This is a genomic window from Alteromonas genovensis (assembly GCF_010500895.1).
GTDB classification, from domain to species: domain Bacteria; phylum Pseudomonadota; class Gammaproteobacteria; order Enterobacterales; family Alteromonadaceae; genus Alteromonas; species Alteromonas genovensis.
On record NZ_JAAAWO010000009.1, the window covers coordinates 124,683 to 141,059 of the forward strand.

Consider the following 16,377-nt stretch of genomic DNA (forward strand, 5'->3'; position numbering starts at 1 on the left):
TAAAAGTGAGATAGCACGCCTTTTTGGGTTAGTACAAGAGCGTATAACTTCATTGTGGGGTAAACCGCTTGTCGGTGCAAATAATACGAATAAAAAAGACGGAGGCTTATCATTACTGGCGATTCTTTGTTATACAAAGAAAACAGTGGTTTAATATTATTAACTTAAAAGAAGAATAGTTGGTCATGCCTTTTTTTCGCACTTTGCTTTTGACTTTTTGTATTGTGGCTGCCGCACTTTGCTGTTCATTCAGTTCTGGTGCCCATGCGCAGCATATTGAACAGTTATATGATGAGAATAGTACGCTCGATCTCTCTGAGTCTTTATACTATTTGTACGAAACAAACTATCAGCTAAGTATCAGCGATATTGCTCGGCGTAAGAACGACTTTTTAGCCCATTCAGGCAAAAACCCCAACTTTGGATTTCAAGACAACGCGGTTTGGCTACTCAAATCGGTAACTAATGTATCGAACGAATCTGACTGGGTATTCTCCATTAATTTCAGCCAGCTGGACAAAGTTGATTTTTATCTTATTCAAAACGGTAATATTATTGCGCAAAGCCATCAAGGCAAATTACAGAAAGAACAGCGCTTTCGCATACCTACACTGCAAACTCAGATAGAGTCTGCGAGCCCTGTCGACCTTTACATTCGTGTTGAAAGTCAGTCTTCCAGTATTATTGTTCCACTGCGCGCGCAGTCTGCAGAAAAGCACGGCCGCTATTTTCAGATTGATAGTCTATTATGGGGCGTATTTTACGGCGGCTTATTAATTCTCGCTATTTATAACTTGGTACTCTATTTCGGAGTAAAAGAAAAAAGTGTTATTGCCTACGTTGGCTATATCTGCACCGTTATTCTCTGGCAGGTAGTCTGGGGAGGGCACACACACTTTATTTTTGCTTACGGTATTCCCGCGTGGTTGGTAGGGCATACAGAGCTTATTTTTGTCTTCATTGGCATTACCTCTGGCCTATTTACCGTTACGTTTTTAGAAAGCGAAAGGCACGCCCCAACATTACACCCCATATTGCAGCTAATGCTTGCTACTCAAACCATCATCGGCGTTGTTTGCTTTGCTGACCTATTGCCATCAATGTGGAAGAACAACTTAGTTTATGGCGTGGGACTGGTCTCAATATTAAGCTATGTGTCTGCGGGTTTTGAGGCTTACTTTAATAAATTTAAACCTGCGAGGTACTTTATTTTCGCTTGGGGGTTATTAGCGACTGGGGCCGTTGTCGGCATGCTGAGTTTACTGGGTATAGCGCCTGTGAACGATTTCACAACCTACTGCTTTCAAATTGGTGTTTTCCTTGAGGCTAGCTTGTTCTCTATTGCTTTAATGGAGAAAAGTCGTGGGCAGCTAGAATATGATGTAGAGCAAGCCACCAACGATTTGCACAACAATATGGAGTTAATTGAAGAGCAAAACGTACGGTTAGACATTGCTCGAAAAGACGCCATTAAGGCGAGCCATGTTAAATCTCAGTTTTTGGCAAATATGAGCCATGAAATTAGAACACCACTCAATGCCATTTTAGGGTTTAGTAAAGAACTAAATAACGCATCCCTTCCTCCGGATCAGCAAGAGCAGGTACGAATTGTTAATACCGCTGCCGATAATCTACTTACCATTGTTAACGATGTGCTCGACTTTTCAAAAATTGAAGCCGGCAAGTTAAGCTTAAATAGCCAACCGTTCTCACCCAATAAGCTGTTTGAAGAAATGGTGGCAATAATGGCAAAGTCATCACATACCAAGCGTATAGAGTTCGTGTTTGAACTCGCTCCCCTACCGGAAAAGCTTTTGGGCGATGTATTCAGAATAAAACAAATACTTAATAATCTGCTGAGCAATGCCCTTAAATTTACGTCCTCGGGAAGCATTACCTTGGCGGTAAGCGGTCGCGCACTCGAGCATGGCATTCACGAGGTTGATATTGTTATTCGTGATACAGGAATTGGTATAAGCCGTCAGGATCAGAAAAAGCTGTTTAATGCCTTTTCCCAAGTAGACGATGCGTTAAATCGGAATTACCAAGGCACGGGTCTTGGTCTTGTTATCAGTCGCGAACTAGTCAATATGATGAACGGCACGCTTACTCTTAAAAGCACCCTTGGGCAGGGGTCTATATTCAATGTAACGCTAAGGATGAATCAACTTAGCCAGAAGTATGGACTTTCTTCCAACCCTGACTGGCAGGGTAAAAAAGTGGTTATTTTCGATCCTATCCCCGCCACCAGACAAGCGAGTGCCAAAATCCTCAAATCGATGGGTGCAGAAGTCACCTGCGCTGAGTCTATCGAGTATCTCAGCAGCCTCAATGGTCAGTACGATTACATAATGGCTACCACACCAGTCAGTCATTTAGACTCAAGGCTGCAGCACTTGCGTAGGTTCGTCGAGTTTCCTGCTAAAAATAGGGTATTGTGGTATTCGGGTCCAGATCCATTTATGAAATACCCCAATTTATACCAGCACTTTTACACCCAAATTCGAATGCCTATGACGATCACCAAATTAGACAGTTTGATGAGAGAGCAAATTATTTCTGGGGCTAATCCGCTTAAAGAAAAAATAAATGCATTGCCAAGAGCAAGGTTGCTCGCGGTGGATGATATAGAAATGAACTTAAAGCTTCTTCATACCTGGCTTGACGATTCGGCTATAGAATTAACTACCACCATTAGCGGGCAAGATGCCGTTAACAAATGTCAAACCAAGAGTTTGACCTGATTTTGATGGATATACAGATGCCCGGTATGGACGGTGTTCATGCGACTCGCGAAATTCGTAAATCACCCATGAATATGGGAACACCGATTGTGGCTGTTACTGCTCATGCACTAAAGGAAGAACAGGAAAAACTGCTTGCCTCGGGGATGGACGACTACCTATCTAAGCCTATTGAAATTGACTCGTTACTCACTTTAATCAAGTCGTGGTGTCATGACATAGAACCAGGCGAACTTACCTTCCCTTCAGTAGATTGGCAGCTGGCCCTAAAGCGTGCGAATCAAAATCAAGCTGCTGCAAAAGAATTATTAAATGACTTCACTGCAATGCTGCCAGATACCCTACATGCCCTAGAGTCGCAAATGGAAAGGCTCGCATTTGACGAGCTTTCTGCTGAAGTGCATAAACTTCATGGAGCCTGCTGCTATACCGGTTTGCCACGGCTACAAAACCTAGCCAAAGAACTAGAAATAGCACTTAAACTTAACCATACAGATCTGGTTGAAGAGTTTTTGCCGGCATTGGTTAAAGAGGCGCAAAAAATCATTGAAGAAAACAATGTTAACGCCTTGCATTAACCCCTAGATCAGGGCAGAGACTTTTGCTTTTTCTCGAAGACTTCCGTTACTTACACGGGGAAGGTACGGGAAGTCAGCTCTCTTCAACGGGGGCCTCAGCTTTCTTCTGCAGGAGCAGAGCGTGCGTGCTGACACTGAACAATTAGTGCAGCGAAATCTACGGCCTCTCTATCAAGTTCAGAGCTTGCTATGAAGATATCGTAGCCCAGACGTTTTCTAAGCTCCACCATACGGTGAGCCAACATTGCTTTGATACCGGTAATAGGCGTGCCATCTTCTAAAACAAAGTGCTTGTCGTCGAACATAGATTGTTCGTAACAGCTTCCCGTCGCACAATTATTGTCCGAGTTATGCAGCAGCAAAGGACGTTGCTCCATGAGCAAGTGAGTGGCAAGGCGCGGTGAAATGGTTTTTAAAAAGTCGGTATAACTTTTCACCTTAAAACCCACGGTTTCAAGCGCCACCTGATCAAGCCCATGGCGAATTCGTGGACAATCAGCTCGCTGTAAATTATCCCAATGAATACGCCAGCTGCCTAACCGGTGTCGGTAGGTGATATAGTCTTTGGCAATTTCTAAGCTGTAGTTAGGTTCACGTATTTTAAAGTAACCGATAAGTAAGCACACCAGTGCTGCGCTGGTCATGAAAATACCCGCTAAAAACAGCCATTCGGGAAGAAAGCTAAGCCACAGGGCAGACACAACTAACCCCACGCAGCCAATCACAATACTCGTTAAACCATTGCTTTTAGAAGCGGCTCTAATATAAATGGGTTCTGCACTACTGCCAGACATAAAAATACACTACCAACATAATAACGGCCCAAAGAAGGTATAAGCGTACACGCTTGCACTTAGCACAATCGGTCTTCCACCAGCGGGAAAAAAGAAAAGGCTTTTTTTGCATATGTGCCGGCGCTTCCTATGACAAAATTTACAATCGCATCGCGTCTCACGTGCTGACGTTGAGATAGTTTTTATATACGCGATTTAAAAACAGATAGTTTACCTGAGCTCATTACTACTTAAACACATTACTTTTTAAACACAGTATTACTCAAATTCGCTGCTATCTAAATCAATCAGCCTGTGGCGTTGTATTATTCACTCACTAGCCTTTTGTGCTGATTGCGCTTAAATGCGGCCACAATGGTTGGAGTAAATACCAGAGATAGAATGACCGAGAAACCCACGCCGCCCGCAATAACAACAGCAAGTGGAGGCCAAAAGCTTCCCTCACTGAATAACAATAGCGGTATAAGTCCCCCCACCGTTGTAAATGTGGTCGATAATATATGTCGACTACAGCTCATTGTTTCTTCCACTATGGCTTTCGTATCACCCTGTTTTGCTTGCGGGTTAGCATTAATTGCCGCTATCACCACGATAGAACCATTGATAGCAACCCCGATAAGTCCTGCGCAGCCGAGCAACGGGTTAAAGCCTATGGGGAGCCCGGAAAGCCACAAACTGAACATACCAAGACCAACGGATAAAATCGCGACTAGCCCAATCACCCCTGCCATTCTTAAGCTTGAGAAAGTGAGAATAAGCGTTGTAATCATTAATACCAACAATACAGGCGCATAAGTCCCAAGCTGACCTAACGCTTGTTGCTGTTCATCGGCATCCCCTGCTAGATGAATTCGATAGCCTTGGGGTAACACCAAATGCTCATCAAGCTTCTCTCTCAACGTATTGCTCGCATCTATTGCCGGAACATCGGGTAATAAAAATGCTTGAATACGATTAAGGCGCTCGCCGTTAACACGGGTAATACTGCTAGTAGCCGGCTTTAGCGAAAGCGATGTCACGGCCGCCAAAGGTGACCATGAGAGGGCGCTATCATTAGCTACAGGTATGGGCATAGAGTCGACACCGGAGACATCTTGTCTAAATGACTCAGCCAACCTCACTCTTACGGGAACCTCCTCAGTACTTTCTAATACTGATCCACCGGTGATCCCAGAGAAGTTGATTTGCATCTGCGCAGCAAGATCGGCCAAAGATATCCCTAAATACGACAAGCTATCGCTATCTGTAACAACGTTAAGTTCTGGCTCGCCCATAGAAATGCTGGCTATTGATTGAGAAATGCCGTCAACCTCTGACATCAGCGCTCTTACCTGCTCTCCTAACTCGTTTAATACGTTTAGGTCGGGCCCAAATATCTCGACTTCCACCGGCGCAGCAATGGGCGGCCCCTGCCCAAACCCTTTCACCACAATCTGAATTTCTGGGTATGCGCTATCTAAATCTTGCTGCAGCTTGCCAACGAGAGTTGATGCCCCTTCAACAGTGTTGGTGGTTATCACCGCATTGGCAAAATACGGCATGTTATCTCTTGTCATGGTTTGATTGTAATACACCGAAGGCGCAGAACCGCCCACTAGCCAGGTGACTTGACTAACGCCCTCGTACTGGCGAATTTTGGCATCCACATTCAACGCATAGTCGGTAGTATTGTTAATACTGCTGCCTTCTTTCGTCCACAGATACACTTCAAACTGGTCTCTGTCGGCACTGGGGAAAAACACATTCGCCAAGCGTGTAGACAGGGCAAAGCCAGATAAGCACAGTATGCAAATAACTGAAATAACGAGCTTCGGCTGTTTTATCCAGCGTCCTAGCTGGCGGCTGAAAGCTAACGTTAGCGCCGGTGCCTGAATGCCCACCTGCCACCACGAGGAGCCAGCAGCTTTCGTGGTACCCAATGCAGCGCCGTCGTTTTTCGGTAAAAAGCGCGCTGCCAGCGCAGCAATAACTGTAAGAGAGATAAACAAAGAGCCAATTAGGGCCATAACCACGCTAATAGCGATAGGCCCAATAAAATCGCCAATGTTCCCATTTAGCAAAAATATTGGCATGAAACCCAACACCGTTGTTAACGTTGAGGCGAGTAGCGGCGCGAATAAATGCGCCACACTTTTCGCCATTGCACCGACTCGGGTAAGCTGAGGGTCTTGTAAATTGAGCCGAATTTCATCTGTTATTACAATGGCATTATCAATGAGAAGGCCAATGGCGATGATCATGCCAAAAATGGACATCTGATGAATTTGTTCGTTATAAAAACTCAGCGAGAACAACGTGAAGGATGCACACAGCGGCAGCGCCAAACCCACAATCCATGCAGCCCTAAAGCCCATAAATAGTAAAATAACCAACATCACCACCGCACAACCCATCAACAAATTCATTGATAAATCGGCTAAACGGGTGGCTGTGTATTCGTTTTGCTCAAAAGCGACTGACGCGGTAAGCGTACCGCCAAAATCGCGATTAAATAGCTCAACTTCTGCAAGGGCATTTTGAGTCCACACATCAGAGCGTAATGAGGGCTGCATTCTAGCCGCAACAAAAATAGATTCTTCACCATCTAAAAATGCAATTTCACTGCGTGGCGTACTGTAACCCCGAGTGACACTCGCAATGTCCTCAACACGCAAGTAGCGACCGTCGCGATTAACTAATGGAACCGATGCAATCATATCAACACCGGTGAGTCCTTCTCCCACACTAAAGCGTAAGTTGCTCTGTTGCGTATTTAACATGCCTGCGGGCAGTTTAGGGTCGGCATTGCGAATAATAGTGCTAACCTGCTGTAGCGTTAAACCTGTGGCCGCTAATTTAATGGGGTCTACGCTCACGCTCACTTCTTCGTTAGGCTCGCCATATACCCTGACTAATTCTGTGCCGTTAACGTTTCTCAAGCGATCGGTAAGCTCTTCAGCAAGGCGAGACATGACTGTAATAGGCGTTGTGTCTGGATATTCGGCACGAAGAGAAAGTAGCAGCGTAAAGGCGGTTGCCCCGCGCTTTTCATCAAAGACAGGGTCTAAAACCCCTTCGGGGAATAGGTCTGACGCAGCTCCAATCGCATCTCGTATCTCGCTAAATAGCTCTTCGTTAGTGCTGTTATCAACCCAATCTTGGGTTTCTATTAATATGACTGAAATCCCCGCCCGAGACGTAGACTTAACCTCTTTGATTTCAAATATTTCTCGCAGCCTGTCTTCTAAAACATCACTGACAAGCGCTTCTACACGCTCTGCCGACGCCCCTGGATACTGGGTGATAATTAGCGCATTGCGCGTATCGATCCTAGGGTCTTCAATACGTGGTAACGAGCCTAGCGCTGATAGTCCGGCGACAATGATGATCACCAAACTTAATATCAGCAGATGTCCCCGTCGATAAAAAAGCGTATACCACGGATAGTCTTTACTTACGCTAGCGTGAGGCGTTTTCATTACTGTACTCCAGCGTATTGCGCGCTGTTTTGAGCGCCGCTTTGACCACCGCTTTCTGGGGCACTTAGCTCAGAGTAAGATTTACGCTCTGTTTGTGTCTGCGCTTGAGTTGACGCACTGGCTGCGGATACCCGCTGTCCAGGAGACAGCTTGTGGGTACCGTCTACGATATAGCGGTCGCCTTCTTTTAATGCCCCACGGACAAAGGCGTTGTTCCCGTCTGTGTAAACCACCTCGACCACTCTTGCTTCAAGTGCTGTGCCGCTCTCACTTTGAGCTGCATCGCCTAATACAAATACTCGCCATAGGCCACGCAGCCCGTTGCTTAATGCCGTCACAGGAAGCCAGCTACCTTGTTCATTGTGCGAGCGCGCACCAAACAAAATAGCCATATCACCAGGTCGTACTTTGTCATTGCTGTTCAGGGTTACCAGAATATCAACCGTTCTGGTTTGTATATTCCTCACAGAAAGGCGTTGGGTCACCACGCCCGCTGCATTTTGCTCACCAATTTGAATGATGACAGGCTCACCAATATCAAACTGATCGATAATATCTGCTGGCACTGCAAAGCGAGCTTGAAATTGCTCGTTACTCGTAATACCAATGACCGCGGTCCCAGCGTTTACAACACTCCCCTCATCAAAGAAGCGTCGGTTAACTTGCCCATCAAACGGTGCGTAAAGCACCGCTCTATCAAGTGCCACTTTCATCGAATTAAGCGATGCTTCAATTTCGTTTACTCTGGCATTGGCCACACTAAGGGAAGCGTTTGTTTCATCAAGACGCTGTGCAGACTCTAGTTTTCTGTCAACGAGGGATTGAGTGCGATCGTTGTTGATTTTAGCTAAGTTTAAATCTGCCTTTACTCGCACCAAAGAGGCGTTAAGCTCTTCTTGCTGTGCTCTTAAGCGCTGAGTATCTAACCGAGCAACAATATCTCCTTTAGACACGGCATCACCCTCTTCAACCAGTACTTCCTCTATTTGACCGCCAGTGTCAAATGACAGCGAGGTGGATTTTGGCGATTCAACTAAGCCGAAGACACTAATTGGCGTTTCAAATTGCTGTTGCACCTTTACCGTACCGGTAACAACAGACATGGGCGCTCTCGCCTGAGGTGTCTGCGCGGCATTACCTATTCCAGCTGCCACCAATAGCAGCACCAACGCGGCAGTGAAAACGACGATTGCAACGTATAGTGATGCTTCACTTGCCGTTGACGAGGTGTCAGCAGAATTCATATTCATGTTTTTACACTCAGTGATGACGTTTGCAAATGCATAATGCGATGCTAGTATATAAATACTAGACCGTCCAGTATGATATTATTTATTCGTTATATTCTTTTATTTCGCAAGCGAGGATCATAGTGTCGCAAATAAAAAAACAAGGTAGGCCAAAAAGTGAAGAGAAATCTCGGCTTATCTTACAGGCTGCATCGCGACTTTTCTTGAAAGATGGCTTTACTAAGACGTCTATGGACGGCATTGCTAAAGCCTCAGGCGTTTCAAAGCAAACAGTTTACTCTCACTTTGATAGCAAAGATGTCCTTTTTCAATCGGCCATATCGTCTAAGTGCAGGGCATATCAGCTCGATACCCCTGAAGTTTTCGAGTCAGCGTCACACGAGCCAGGTATTACAGAGTGTCTCCATAAAATTGGCAGACAATATATACGTCTAATTCAAGACCCCGAGACCGTGGGTATATTTAGGGTGATCATTGCCGAGGCTGTTAATAACGCGCACGTGGCGTCGCTATTTTATCAAGCCGGTCCGAAACGCTCGCTAGACGCTCTTGGTCATACAATTTGGCAGTTGGGCAAAGGTGACCTTACGCAAGAGAAAGCGAATCAACTTGCCATTGATTACTGCGCACTATTGAAAGGCGAATTTCACACCATGCTGTTATGCGGCATTCACCCTGCAATGAACGATAAACATATACACGAACACGTAGGCCAAGCAGCAGAAAAAATAGCAGTATTGTTTGCGCATTATCGCAATAAGTAGTCACAACGATTAACGCAACAAATGCGCGAATTACGCTCAGAGTTTGCCGCTGACAGATTACTTATACCGCGGTTTGTTATACACTAGCGGCGTTTTCGTTAATGATTGAGTGGCTCATGTCTGACTTTACTGGTAACCATATTCTTTCGGTTAATCAATTCGATCGGGAGGCCATTGAGAAGGTGTTCTCAGTAGCCGATTCCATGCAACCTTATGCTCGACGAGAAAAACGCACGACGGTATTAGAAGGCGCCATTCTTGGTAACCTTTTTTTTGAACCTAGTACCCGTACTCGCGTGAGTTTTGGTACCGCCTTCAACTTGTTAGGTGGTGAAGTACGAGAAACGACCGGAATGTCGAGTTCAGCGCTGGCAAAGGGCGAGTCTCTTTACGATACCGCAAGAGTATTAAGCGGATATTCAGATATTATTGCCATGCGACATCCCGCGGCTGGCTCTGTGGCTGAATTTGCCGAGGGAAGCCGAGTCCCCGTCATTAATGGCGGCGATGGTGCAAATGAACATCCTACCCAAGCCCTGTTAGACCTATTTACCATTAAACGTGAGTTAGAATACAACGGTCAAGGTATCGATGGGCTTCATATCGCTATGATAGGCGACTTGCGCTACGGCCGCACCGTGCATTCATTATCTCGTTTATTGTGTTTATTTAATAATGTTCGTTTTACCTTAATATCGCCTCAAGAATTAGCCATGCCGCAACCTGTTATTGATGCTATAGAGCAAGCAGGTCATCAACTTACCGTTACCGATACCCTAGAGGGCAGTATGGATGCGGACATTTGCTATCAAACTCGTATTCAAGAAGAGCGATTTCCTTCACAAGATGAAGCCAATAAATACCGCGGAAAATTTCGGTTAAATCAATCGATTTACACACGACACTTTCAGTCTAAGACCGTCATTATGCATCCACTTCCGCGAGATTCTCGTATGGAAGCCAACGAGCTAGACAACGATTTAAACCTTAATCCAAACTTAGCCATTTTCCGACAAACCGATAATGGTGTGTTGGTAAGAATGGCCTTATTTGCCCTCACTCTTGGTGTAGAGCACTTGGTCACAAAATACGAACGTGACGTCGTTTGGTACAGCAATAAGAGTAAGTAATTACATGACAAAATCTGAAACACTATTTGCCCGAGCTCAACTCACCATTCCAGGTGGTGTAAATTCACCTGTGCGTGCTTTTAAAGCGGTAGGTGGAACACCTCGCTTTATTACGAAAGCAGATGGCGCATACATGTGGGATGTAGACGGTAAACAGTACATTGACTACATTCAGTCATGGGGTCCAATGGTATTAGGGCATAACAACCCCAAAATAAGAGAGGCCGTTATAGAAGCTTCTTACAGCGGTTTATCTTTTGGCGCGCCTACCGAAGCCGAGGTCATTATGGCTGAAACGGTTAGCAAAATGGTGCCGTCAATGGAGATGGTGCGCATGGTAAATTCAGGCACCGAAGCGACAATGTCAGCAATACGACTTGCACGTGGCTATACGGGCCGCAACAAAATTGTGAAGTTTGAAGGCTGCTATCATGGGCATGCCGACTCGTTATTAGTTAAAGCGGGGTCAGGTGCACTGACACTGGGTGTACCAAGCTCTCCTGGCGTACCTGACAACGTGGCAGAACATACGCTTACCGTTGAATATAACAATATTGAATCGGTTAAAGAGATCTTCAAAGCTCATGGCGACGATATTGCCTGTATTATTGTAGAGCCAGTGGCTGGTAACATGAACTGTATTCCGCCTGTGGAAGGTTTTCTTGAAGGCCTTCGTGCAGTATGCGATGAGTATTCAAGCGTACTTATTTTTGACGAAGTCATGACAGGCTTCCGCGTATCTCGCGGCGGAGCGCAAGAGCGTTATGGTGTTAAGCCAGATCTTACCTGCCTTGGCAAAGTGATTGGCGGCGGTATGCCGGTAGGTTGTTTCGGTGGCAGAAAAGATATCATCACGCACATAGCCCCAACAGGCCCTGTCTATCAGGCGGGGACGCTGTCGGGTAACCCAGTCGCGATGGCCGCTGGCCTTGCAGCTATGGAACAACTGCAGCAAGAAGACCTCTATGACTCAATTTTTGAGAATACGCAGGCGCTGGTAGATGGCATGCAGGCACTGGCCGACAAGCACAATATTAGTCTAACTACTAATGTTGCGGGCAGTATGTTTGGGATATTCTTTACCGACGTTGAGAAGGTGACGAACTATAAACAGGCTATTAATTGCAACACCGAGCAATTTAATAAGTTTTATCACGGCATGCTGAACGAGGGTGTATACCTAGCCCCGGCCTCTTACGAGGCAGGATTTGTATCTAAAGCCCACGATGCCAGTGTTATAGAAAAAACATTAGCGGCTGCAGATAAGGTATTTGCTACGCTTTAAGGCATTTGTGTAGTAGCCCTGATTGTATTGGGGCTGCGTATACTGAAGCTGTGTGCACAGAGCAAATATACCTAGAGAGCACATCAAATGTTGTGCTCTCTAGCAATGATTTATCGACCCTTAAATAGCTAATCTCTTTATTATTTAATACCTTTTTTTGACCAATCTCTTTTCTCAACTATTGTTCACTTGAATTACACTACGGTATACGTTTACCTTAGTTACAAGCAGGCCTTTACAAGATTTCAAAATTTTTGTGCTACATCTTTGTATTGTATTTTTAGTACTTAAATTTTTCACACTATCTTGTATTGATGTCTTCATTCTCATTATAAAGTCACTTTGAATAAGAATAGCTAATGTCTTCTATGGAATGGTTTTTAGGAATAGGGATAGTTCTACTCCTCATTTATAGCGCCGTCATCACGATACTGCTTATTAAGCGCAGTCGAAGGTTTGCACGACGAGTTACAAAGTTCAAAAAGAACAGGCGCAATACCGACTTAAGTATTGAAAAGGAGCTTCGGTTTCAAGAAGCGGCTGATGAGGCCCTGCGATTAAATCAAACCTTTCAAAAGTTTGTGCCCAAACAGTTTGTAGAGCACATGGCCAATACCGATGTAGACAACCTTGGTTTAGGCTATGCCTCAGAAAATGAAGTCGCTATTATGTTTTGCGATATTAGAGGATTTACTGGTTTTTCTGAACGCATAACCCCTCAAGAGTTAATGAATTTCCTTAATTCGTACTTTACCCGCATGAACGACCCTATCCATCAAAACAGTGGCTTTATCGACAAGTTCATGGGTGATGGCATTATGGCCTTATTTGATCATCCAGGTGGCACAGCGAGAGATAAAGCCATCGACTCTTTAAATGCTGCATTAGATTTAAGAAAAGCACTGACCATATATAACGGACATAGAAAGAACAGCAACTACGCTGCGGTCAACATGGGTATTGGGATACACTTTGGAAATGTGATCATGGGCACGGTAGGTTCAGACGATCGCATGGATACCACAGTAATTGGCGACAGTGTTAATATTGCATCGCGTCTTGAAGCACTGACTCCTAAATACCAAGCCGATATTATTGTGAGTGCTCAAGTACTGCAAACCTTAGGGACAGGCTATCCCATTAAAACCCGCTTACTCGATTGGGTTCGGGTAAAAGGCCGTCAAGCGCCTATTGAAATTTATGAGGTACTCAGTCATCTCAGCGATGTTGAACAAGCGGCGCGACTTTCTGTTCAAGCGAAGATTGCAGCGGGTCTGGCGTGTCGTATTAACAAGCAGTGGGATGAAGCGATTGCCTACTTTGAAACCGCATTGGCAGTTAATCCAAATGATACCCTAGCCCATCACCATATTGACGTATGTCGTATTTATCGAAATATAGACTTAGATGACGACTGGGATGGCGCCCTCGTGCTTCAGTAAAAGTGGTGCGATAGAGAAGTGTCAGTTCGATAGGGTAGCCTGCGCTTTTATAAAGTTAACCGAAGGTGCAAAGAATGCAGCACCGGTTTCTGCACTTGTAAAGTCTAACCATCGGTCGTAATCCCCTTCTCCATTGCCGTATATTTGACTTTGTAACATATGCTTAAAGGGTCGCGCGCTTGCGCTACAGCAGACAGAAAACAAGCCTTGAGATGCCATATCGCCATAGGGCATACCTTGCTTCATAAGTTTAGACGTTTCATCATCAGCTGATGCGCTTACAGCACGAACGCAGTGTGACGACTGAGACTGCTCAACACTAGGCAGGTTGTGTTGCTGAGTGGTTCCCATCGCCTGTTCTTTTTGCCTATCAGACAAACTATTCCAGCGCCTGAGATCGTGTCGATATCGTTGCACATGCAAGTAACTTCCCCCTTGAAAATCGGGGTCGTCCTCTTCGCTTATAATAGCGACCTTTCTGCGAGCCATCCCTCTAGGGTTGTCAATAGCATAAAGAAAGCCATTGAGGTCGCGACCGTCGAGATAGCGAAAACCCCGTACCTGCTCTACCAACTCAACGTGAATGCGCAGTAAGTCCATCACCTCTATACCAACGGCGTGGCAAATATCTAACCGGTCTGCTCGAATTTGAATAAACAAATCGCAAGGTGTGGTTGGCGCACTTCTGTCTTCGCATTGCATATCGGGGAAAGGAGCAAGTTCAACGGGAATTAGCCCAGGATAAACATCGGCCCAATAGCTGGTTCCCACCGCAATAACACCGGTAACCATGGCTTCGTAATGCTCATTTTCAAAGTGCTCGAAAATATCGAGCACCCTCGCTAATTTTGCTCTTACGGCTTCGCTGTCCTCATCGACAACATTGAGCATCAAATATTGCGCATGCAAATTTGGCTCTGCGCATATGCCTTTTTGTGGTTGTGTCATTGCAGCTCTTGTTATTATTTGAAGTTTTCTTAAAGCACTTATAAAAACTACTCATTCAAACAGCGCTTATTAACCGTTATTACAGATGTTATACGAATCCTGTTACAGGCGGTTAAATCCCTTGCTGTGACGAGTATTGTCAGTGTGCTTAATACCCTGCAGCTTGTCCATCTTTTCTGCTTTCAGAAGCGCCAAAATACACGCCTTTTTTGGCATCCCAAGCAATGGCTTGATAGCCGCCAAACGCACCCACCACACGCTGGAGTTTATGGCCTCTTTCCATAAGCTCGCGCTGCACCGCCTCATCAACCCCTGACTCTAAGCTTACATAGCCACCGTCTAGCATTAATTCACCCGTTGGACTGCTTGAGCCACTGTGGAGTATGCGTGGTGCATCACCGGCTTCTTGCAAGTTCATACCAAAATCCAGAATATTAACGATGATTTGTGCGTGCATTTGTGGCTGTGTGCCACCGCCCATTACCCCAAAGCTCATCACGGGGCGACCGTTACGGGTAACAAATGCGGGAATAATGGTATGGAAGGGACGTTTGCCGGGGCGATACTCGTTGTAGTGTCCCTCTTCTAACGTAAACATTTCACCTCTATTTTGCAGTACAAAACCTAAACCCGGCGGCGTCATACCCGACCCCATTCCGCGATAATTACTTTGAATTAGCGAAACCATATTGCCGTCTTTGTCTGCCACAGTTAGGTAAATAGTATCGCCCTCATAAATACCTGCATCTACCCGCGACGCTGCTTTTTCCATATCAATGAGCGCCTGTCGCTTTTTGGCATACTCTTTGGAGATCAACCAATCTACAGGAATATCATTAAAGTCGGGATCAGCGTAAAACTTTGCTCTATCTTCGAATGCGAGCTTTTTGGCTTCTACAAAGGTGTGAATATAATCGGCAGAGTTAAACCCCATGCCTTCTATATCGTAGCGTTCAAGCACATTAAGGATTTGCAGTGCGGCAATTCCTTGTCCGTTTGGAGGCAGTTCCCACACATCGTAACCACGGTAATTTGCCGATACTGGCTCAACCCATTGTGATGTATGAGACGCTAAATCTTGATAAGAAAGAAATCCGCCCTGAGCTTCCATATATGCATCAATGGCGCGAGCAATATCGCCTTTGTAAAACGCATCACGGCCGCCGGTCGCTATTTTTTCATAGGTAACCGCAAGCCCAGGATTCTTGAATATGTCGCCTTTTTTGGGCACATTGCCGTTGATGAGGTAGGTCTCAGCGAAGCCATCGTAGTGGCCTATTCTGTCTTTATTTATTTGCCAGTAATACGCGATGAGTTCGGAAACTGGGAAGCCATTTTTTGCGTATTCGATGGCAGGAGTCAAAAGAGTAGACATGGGCAACTTGCCGAACTTTTCATGTAACTCAAACCAGCCATCTACCGCACCAGGAACCGATACAGGTAGAGGACCAAACTTAGGGATTTTGTTCAATCCGCGTTCTGCAAACACCGCTTTAGTCAGTGAACGGGGAGAACGACCTGATGCATTTAGACCCACTAGCTTTTGTTCACTGGCATCCCATACAATGGCGAATAAGTCCCCTCCTATACCACTGCCTGTAGGCTCTACTAGGCCAAGCATAGCATTTGCTGCAATGGCAGCATCGACAGCACTTCCACCTTGCTTAAGCACATCCAGAGCGACCTGCGTTGCTAAGGGTTGACTGGTTGCCGCCATGCCATGCTGCGCTATAACCTCAGACCGGCTGGCAAATGGCTTGCCCGTTACCCTGTCATACGCGTGTGAATACGATATACAAAGCGTACTGCATAGTGTCATTGCGAACGTCATTGTGAAAAGTGAGTGTGTTATTTTAGCTATCATCACAGTAGTCCCGTCGTTTCCCTTTTAATCCAAAGCACGTTTTTTATAAACAATGTTGGTGTGCTTACGTTTGTCACTGGTAGTTGCGTGTCGAAATCTCTTTGCGTTGCCATTTCTAGT

9 protein-coding genes and 1 pseudogene are annotated in these 16,377 nt (G+C 45.4%); 5 read left to right on the forward strand and 5 right to left on the reverse strand.

Annotated elements, in window-relative coordinates:
- Positions 1-185 precede the first annotated feature (185 nt).
- Positions 186-3,322, forward strand: a pseudogene (locus GTQ48_RS12700) (hybrid sensor histidine kinase/response regulator).
- A 95-nt stretch (positions 3,323-3,417) separates the two neighbouring features.
- Here the strand turns inward: GTQ48_RS12700 and GTQ48_RS12705 are convergent.
- From GTQ48_RS12705 to GTQ48_RS12715, 3 genes are all read right to left on the reverse strand, one after another.
- Positions 3,418-4,116, reverse strand: a complete 699-nt coding sequence (locus tag GTQ48_RS12705) for a DUF2982 domain-containing protein (RefSeq protein ID WP_163107016.1) — start codon at positions 4,114-4,116, stop codon at positions 3,418-3,420.
- Positions 4,117-4,421: 305 nt separating this feature from the next.
- Positions 4,422-7,574 (reverse strand): efflux RND transporter permease subunit, encoded by a 3,153-nt coding sequence (locus GTQ48_RS12710; protein ID WP_163107017.1) that lies wholly within the window; start codon positions 7,572-7,574, stop codon positions 4,422-4,424.
- The gene (locus tag GTQ48_RS12715) at positions 7,574-8,824 is read right to left on the reverse strand and encodes an efflux RND transporter periplasmic adaptor subunit (RefSeq protein WP_239060113.1); all 1,251 of its coding nucleotides are present in this window, start codon (positions 8,822-8,824) and stop codon (positions 7,574-7,576) included. Before GTQ48_RS12715 ends, GTQ48_RS12710 begins: the two co-directional genes overlap by 1 nt.
- Before the next feature lie 122 nt (positions 8,825-8,946).
- Here GTQ48_RS12715 and GTQ48_RS12720 point away from each other — a divergent pair, with 122 nt between their 5' ends.
- The 4 genes from GTQ48_RS12720 (at position 8,947) to GTQ48_RS12735 (ending at position 13,445) form a co-directional block, all read left to right on the forward strand.
- Positions 8,947-9,588 carry a TetR/AcrR family transcriptional regulator C-terminal domain-containing protein gene (locus GTQ48_RS12720; protein WP_163107018.1) on the forward strand — a complete coding sequence of 214 codons (642 nt, stop codon included), beginning with the start codon at positions 8,947-8,949 and terminating at the stop codon, positions 9,586-9,588.
- Between the two features lie 116 nt (positions 9,589-9,704).
- On the forward strand, positions 9,705-10,718 hold the full coding sequence (locus tag GTQ48_RS12725) for an aspartate carbamoyltransferase (RefSeq protein ID WP_163107052.1): 1,014 nt from the start codon (positions 9,705-9,707) through the stop codon (positions 10,716-10,718).
- Positions 10,719-10,722: 4 nt separating this feature from the next.
- Positions 10,723-12,003, forward strand: a complete 1,281-nt coding sequence (gene hemL, locus GTQ48_RS12730; protein WP_163107019.1) for a glutamate-1-semialdehyde 2,1-aminomutase — start codon at positions 10,723-10,725, stop codon at positions 12,001-12,003.
- A 368-nt stretch (positions 12,004-12,371) separates the two neighbouring features.
- Positions 12,372-13,445, forward strand: coding sequence for an adenylate/guanylate cyclase domain-containing protein (locus GTQ48_RS12735; protein WP_163107053.1), 1,074 nt, complete (start codon positions 12,372-12,374; stop codon positions 13,443-13,445).
- A gap of 21 nt (positions 13,446-13,466) precedes the next feature.
- Here GTQ48_RS12735 and GTQ48_RS12740 read toward each other — a convergent pair whose 3' ends face one another.
- Together GTQ48_RS12740 and ggt are read right to left on the reverse strand one after the other, a co-directional pair.
- Positions 13,467-14,393 carry a Dyp-type peroxidase gene (locus tag GTQ48_RS12740; protein WP_163107020.1) on the reverse strand — a complete coding sequence of 309 codons (927 nt, stop codon included), beginning with the start codon at positions 14,391-14,393 and terminating at the stop codon, positions 13,467-13,469.
- A 148-nt stretch (positions 14,394-14,541) separates the two neighbouring features.
- Entirely contained in the window at positions 14,542-16,212 is a 1,671-nt protein-coding gene (gene ggt / locus GTQ48_RS12745; RefSeq protein ID WP_163107021.1) for a gamma-glutamyltransferase, read from the reverse strand.
- Positions 16,213-16,377 lie beyond the last annotated feature (165 nt).

Excerpts from the sequence above, each read along its gene's own strand:
- ggt (WP_163107021.1), bottom strand. The coding sequence starts at position 16,212 with ATGACACTATGCAGTACGCTTTGTATATCGTATTCACACGCGTATGAC.
- GTQ48_RS12710 (WP_163107017.1), bottom strand. The coding sequence starts at position 7,574 with ATGAAAACGCCTCACGCTAGCGTAAGTAAAGACTATCCGTGGTATACG.
- GTQ48_RS12735 (WP_163107053.1), top strand. The coding sequence starts at position 12,372 with ATGGAATGGTTTTTAGGAATAGGGATAGTTCTACTCCTCATTTATAGC.
- GTQ48_RS12705 (WP_163107016.1), bottom strand. The coding sequence starts at position 4,116 with ATGTCTGGCAGTAGTGCAGAACCCATTTATATTAGAGCCGCTTCTAAA.
- GTQ48_RS12725 (WP_163107052.1), top strand. The coding sequence starts at position 9,705 with ATGTCTGACTTTACTGGTAACCATATTCTTTCGGTTAATCAATTCGAT.
- GTQ48_RS12715 (WP_239060113.1), bottom strand. The coding sequence starts at position 8,824 with ATGAATATGAATTCTGCTGACACCTCGTCAACGGCAAGTGAAGCATCA.
- GTQ48_RS12740 (WP_163107020.1), bottom strand. The coding sequence starts at position 14,393 with ATGACACAACCACAAAAAGGCATATGCGCAGAGCCAAATTTGCATGCG.
- hemL (WP_163107019.1), top strand. The coding sequence starts at position 10,723 with ATGACAAAATCTGAAACACTATTTGCCCGAGCTCAACTCACCATTCCA.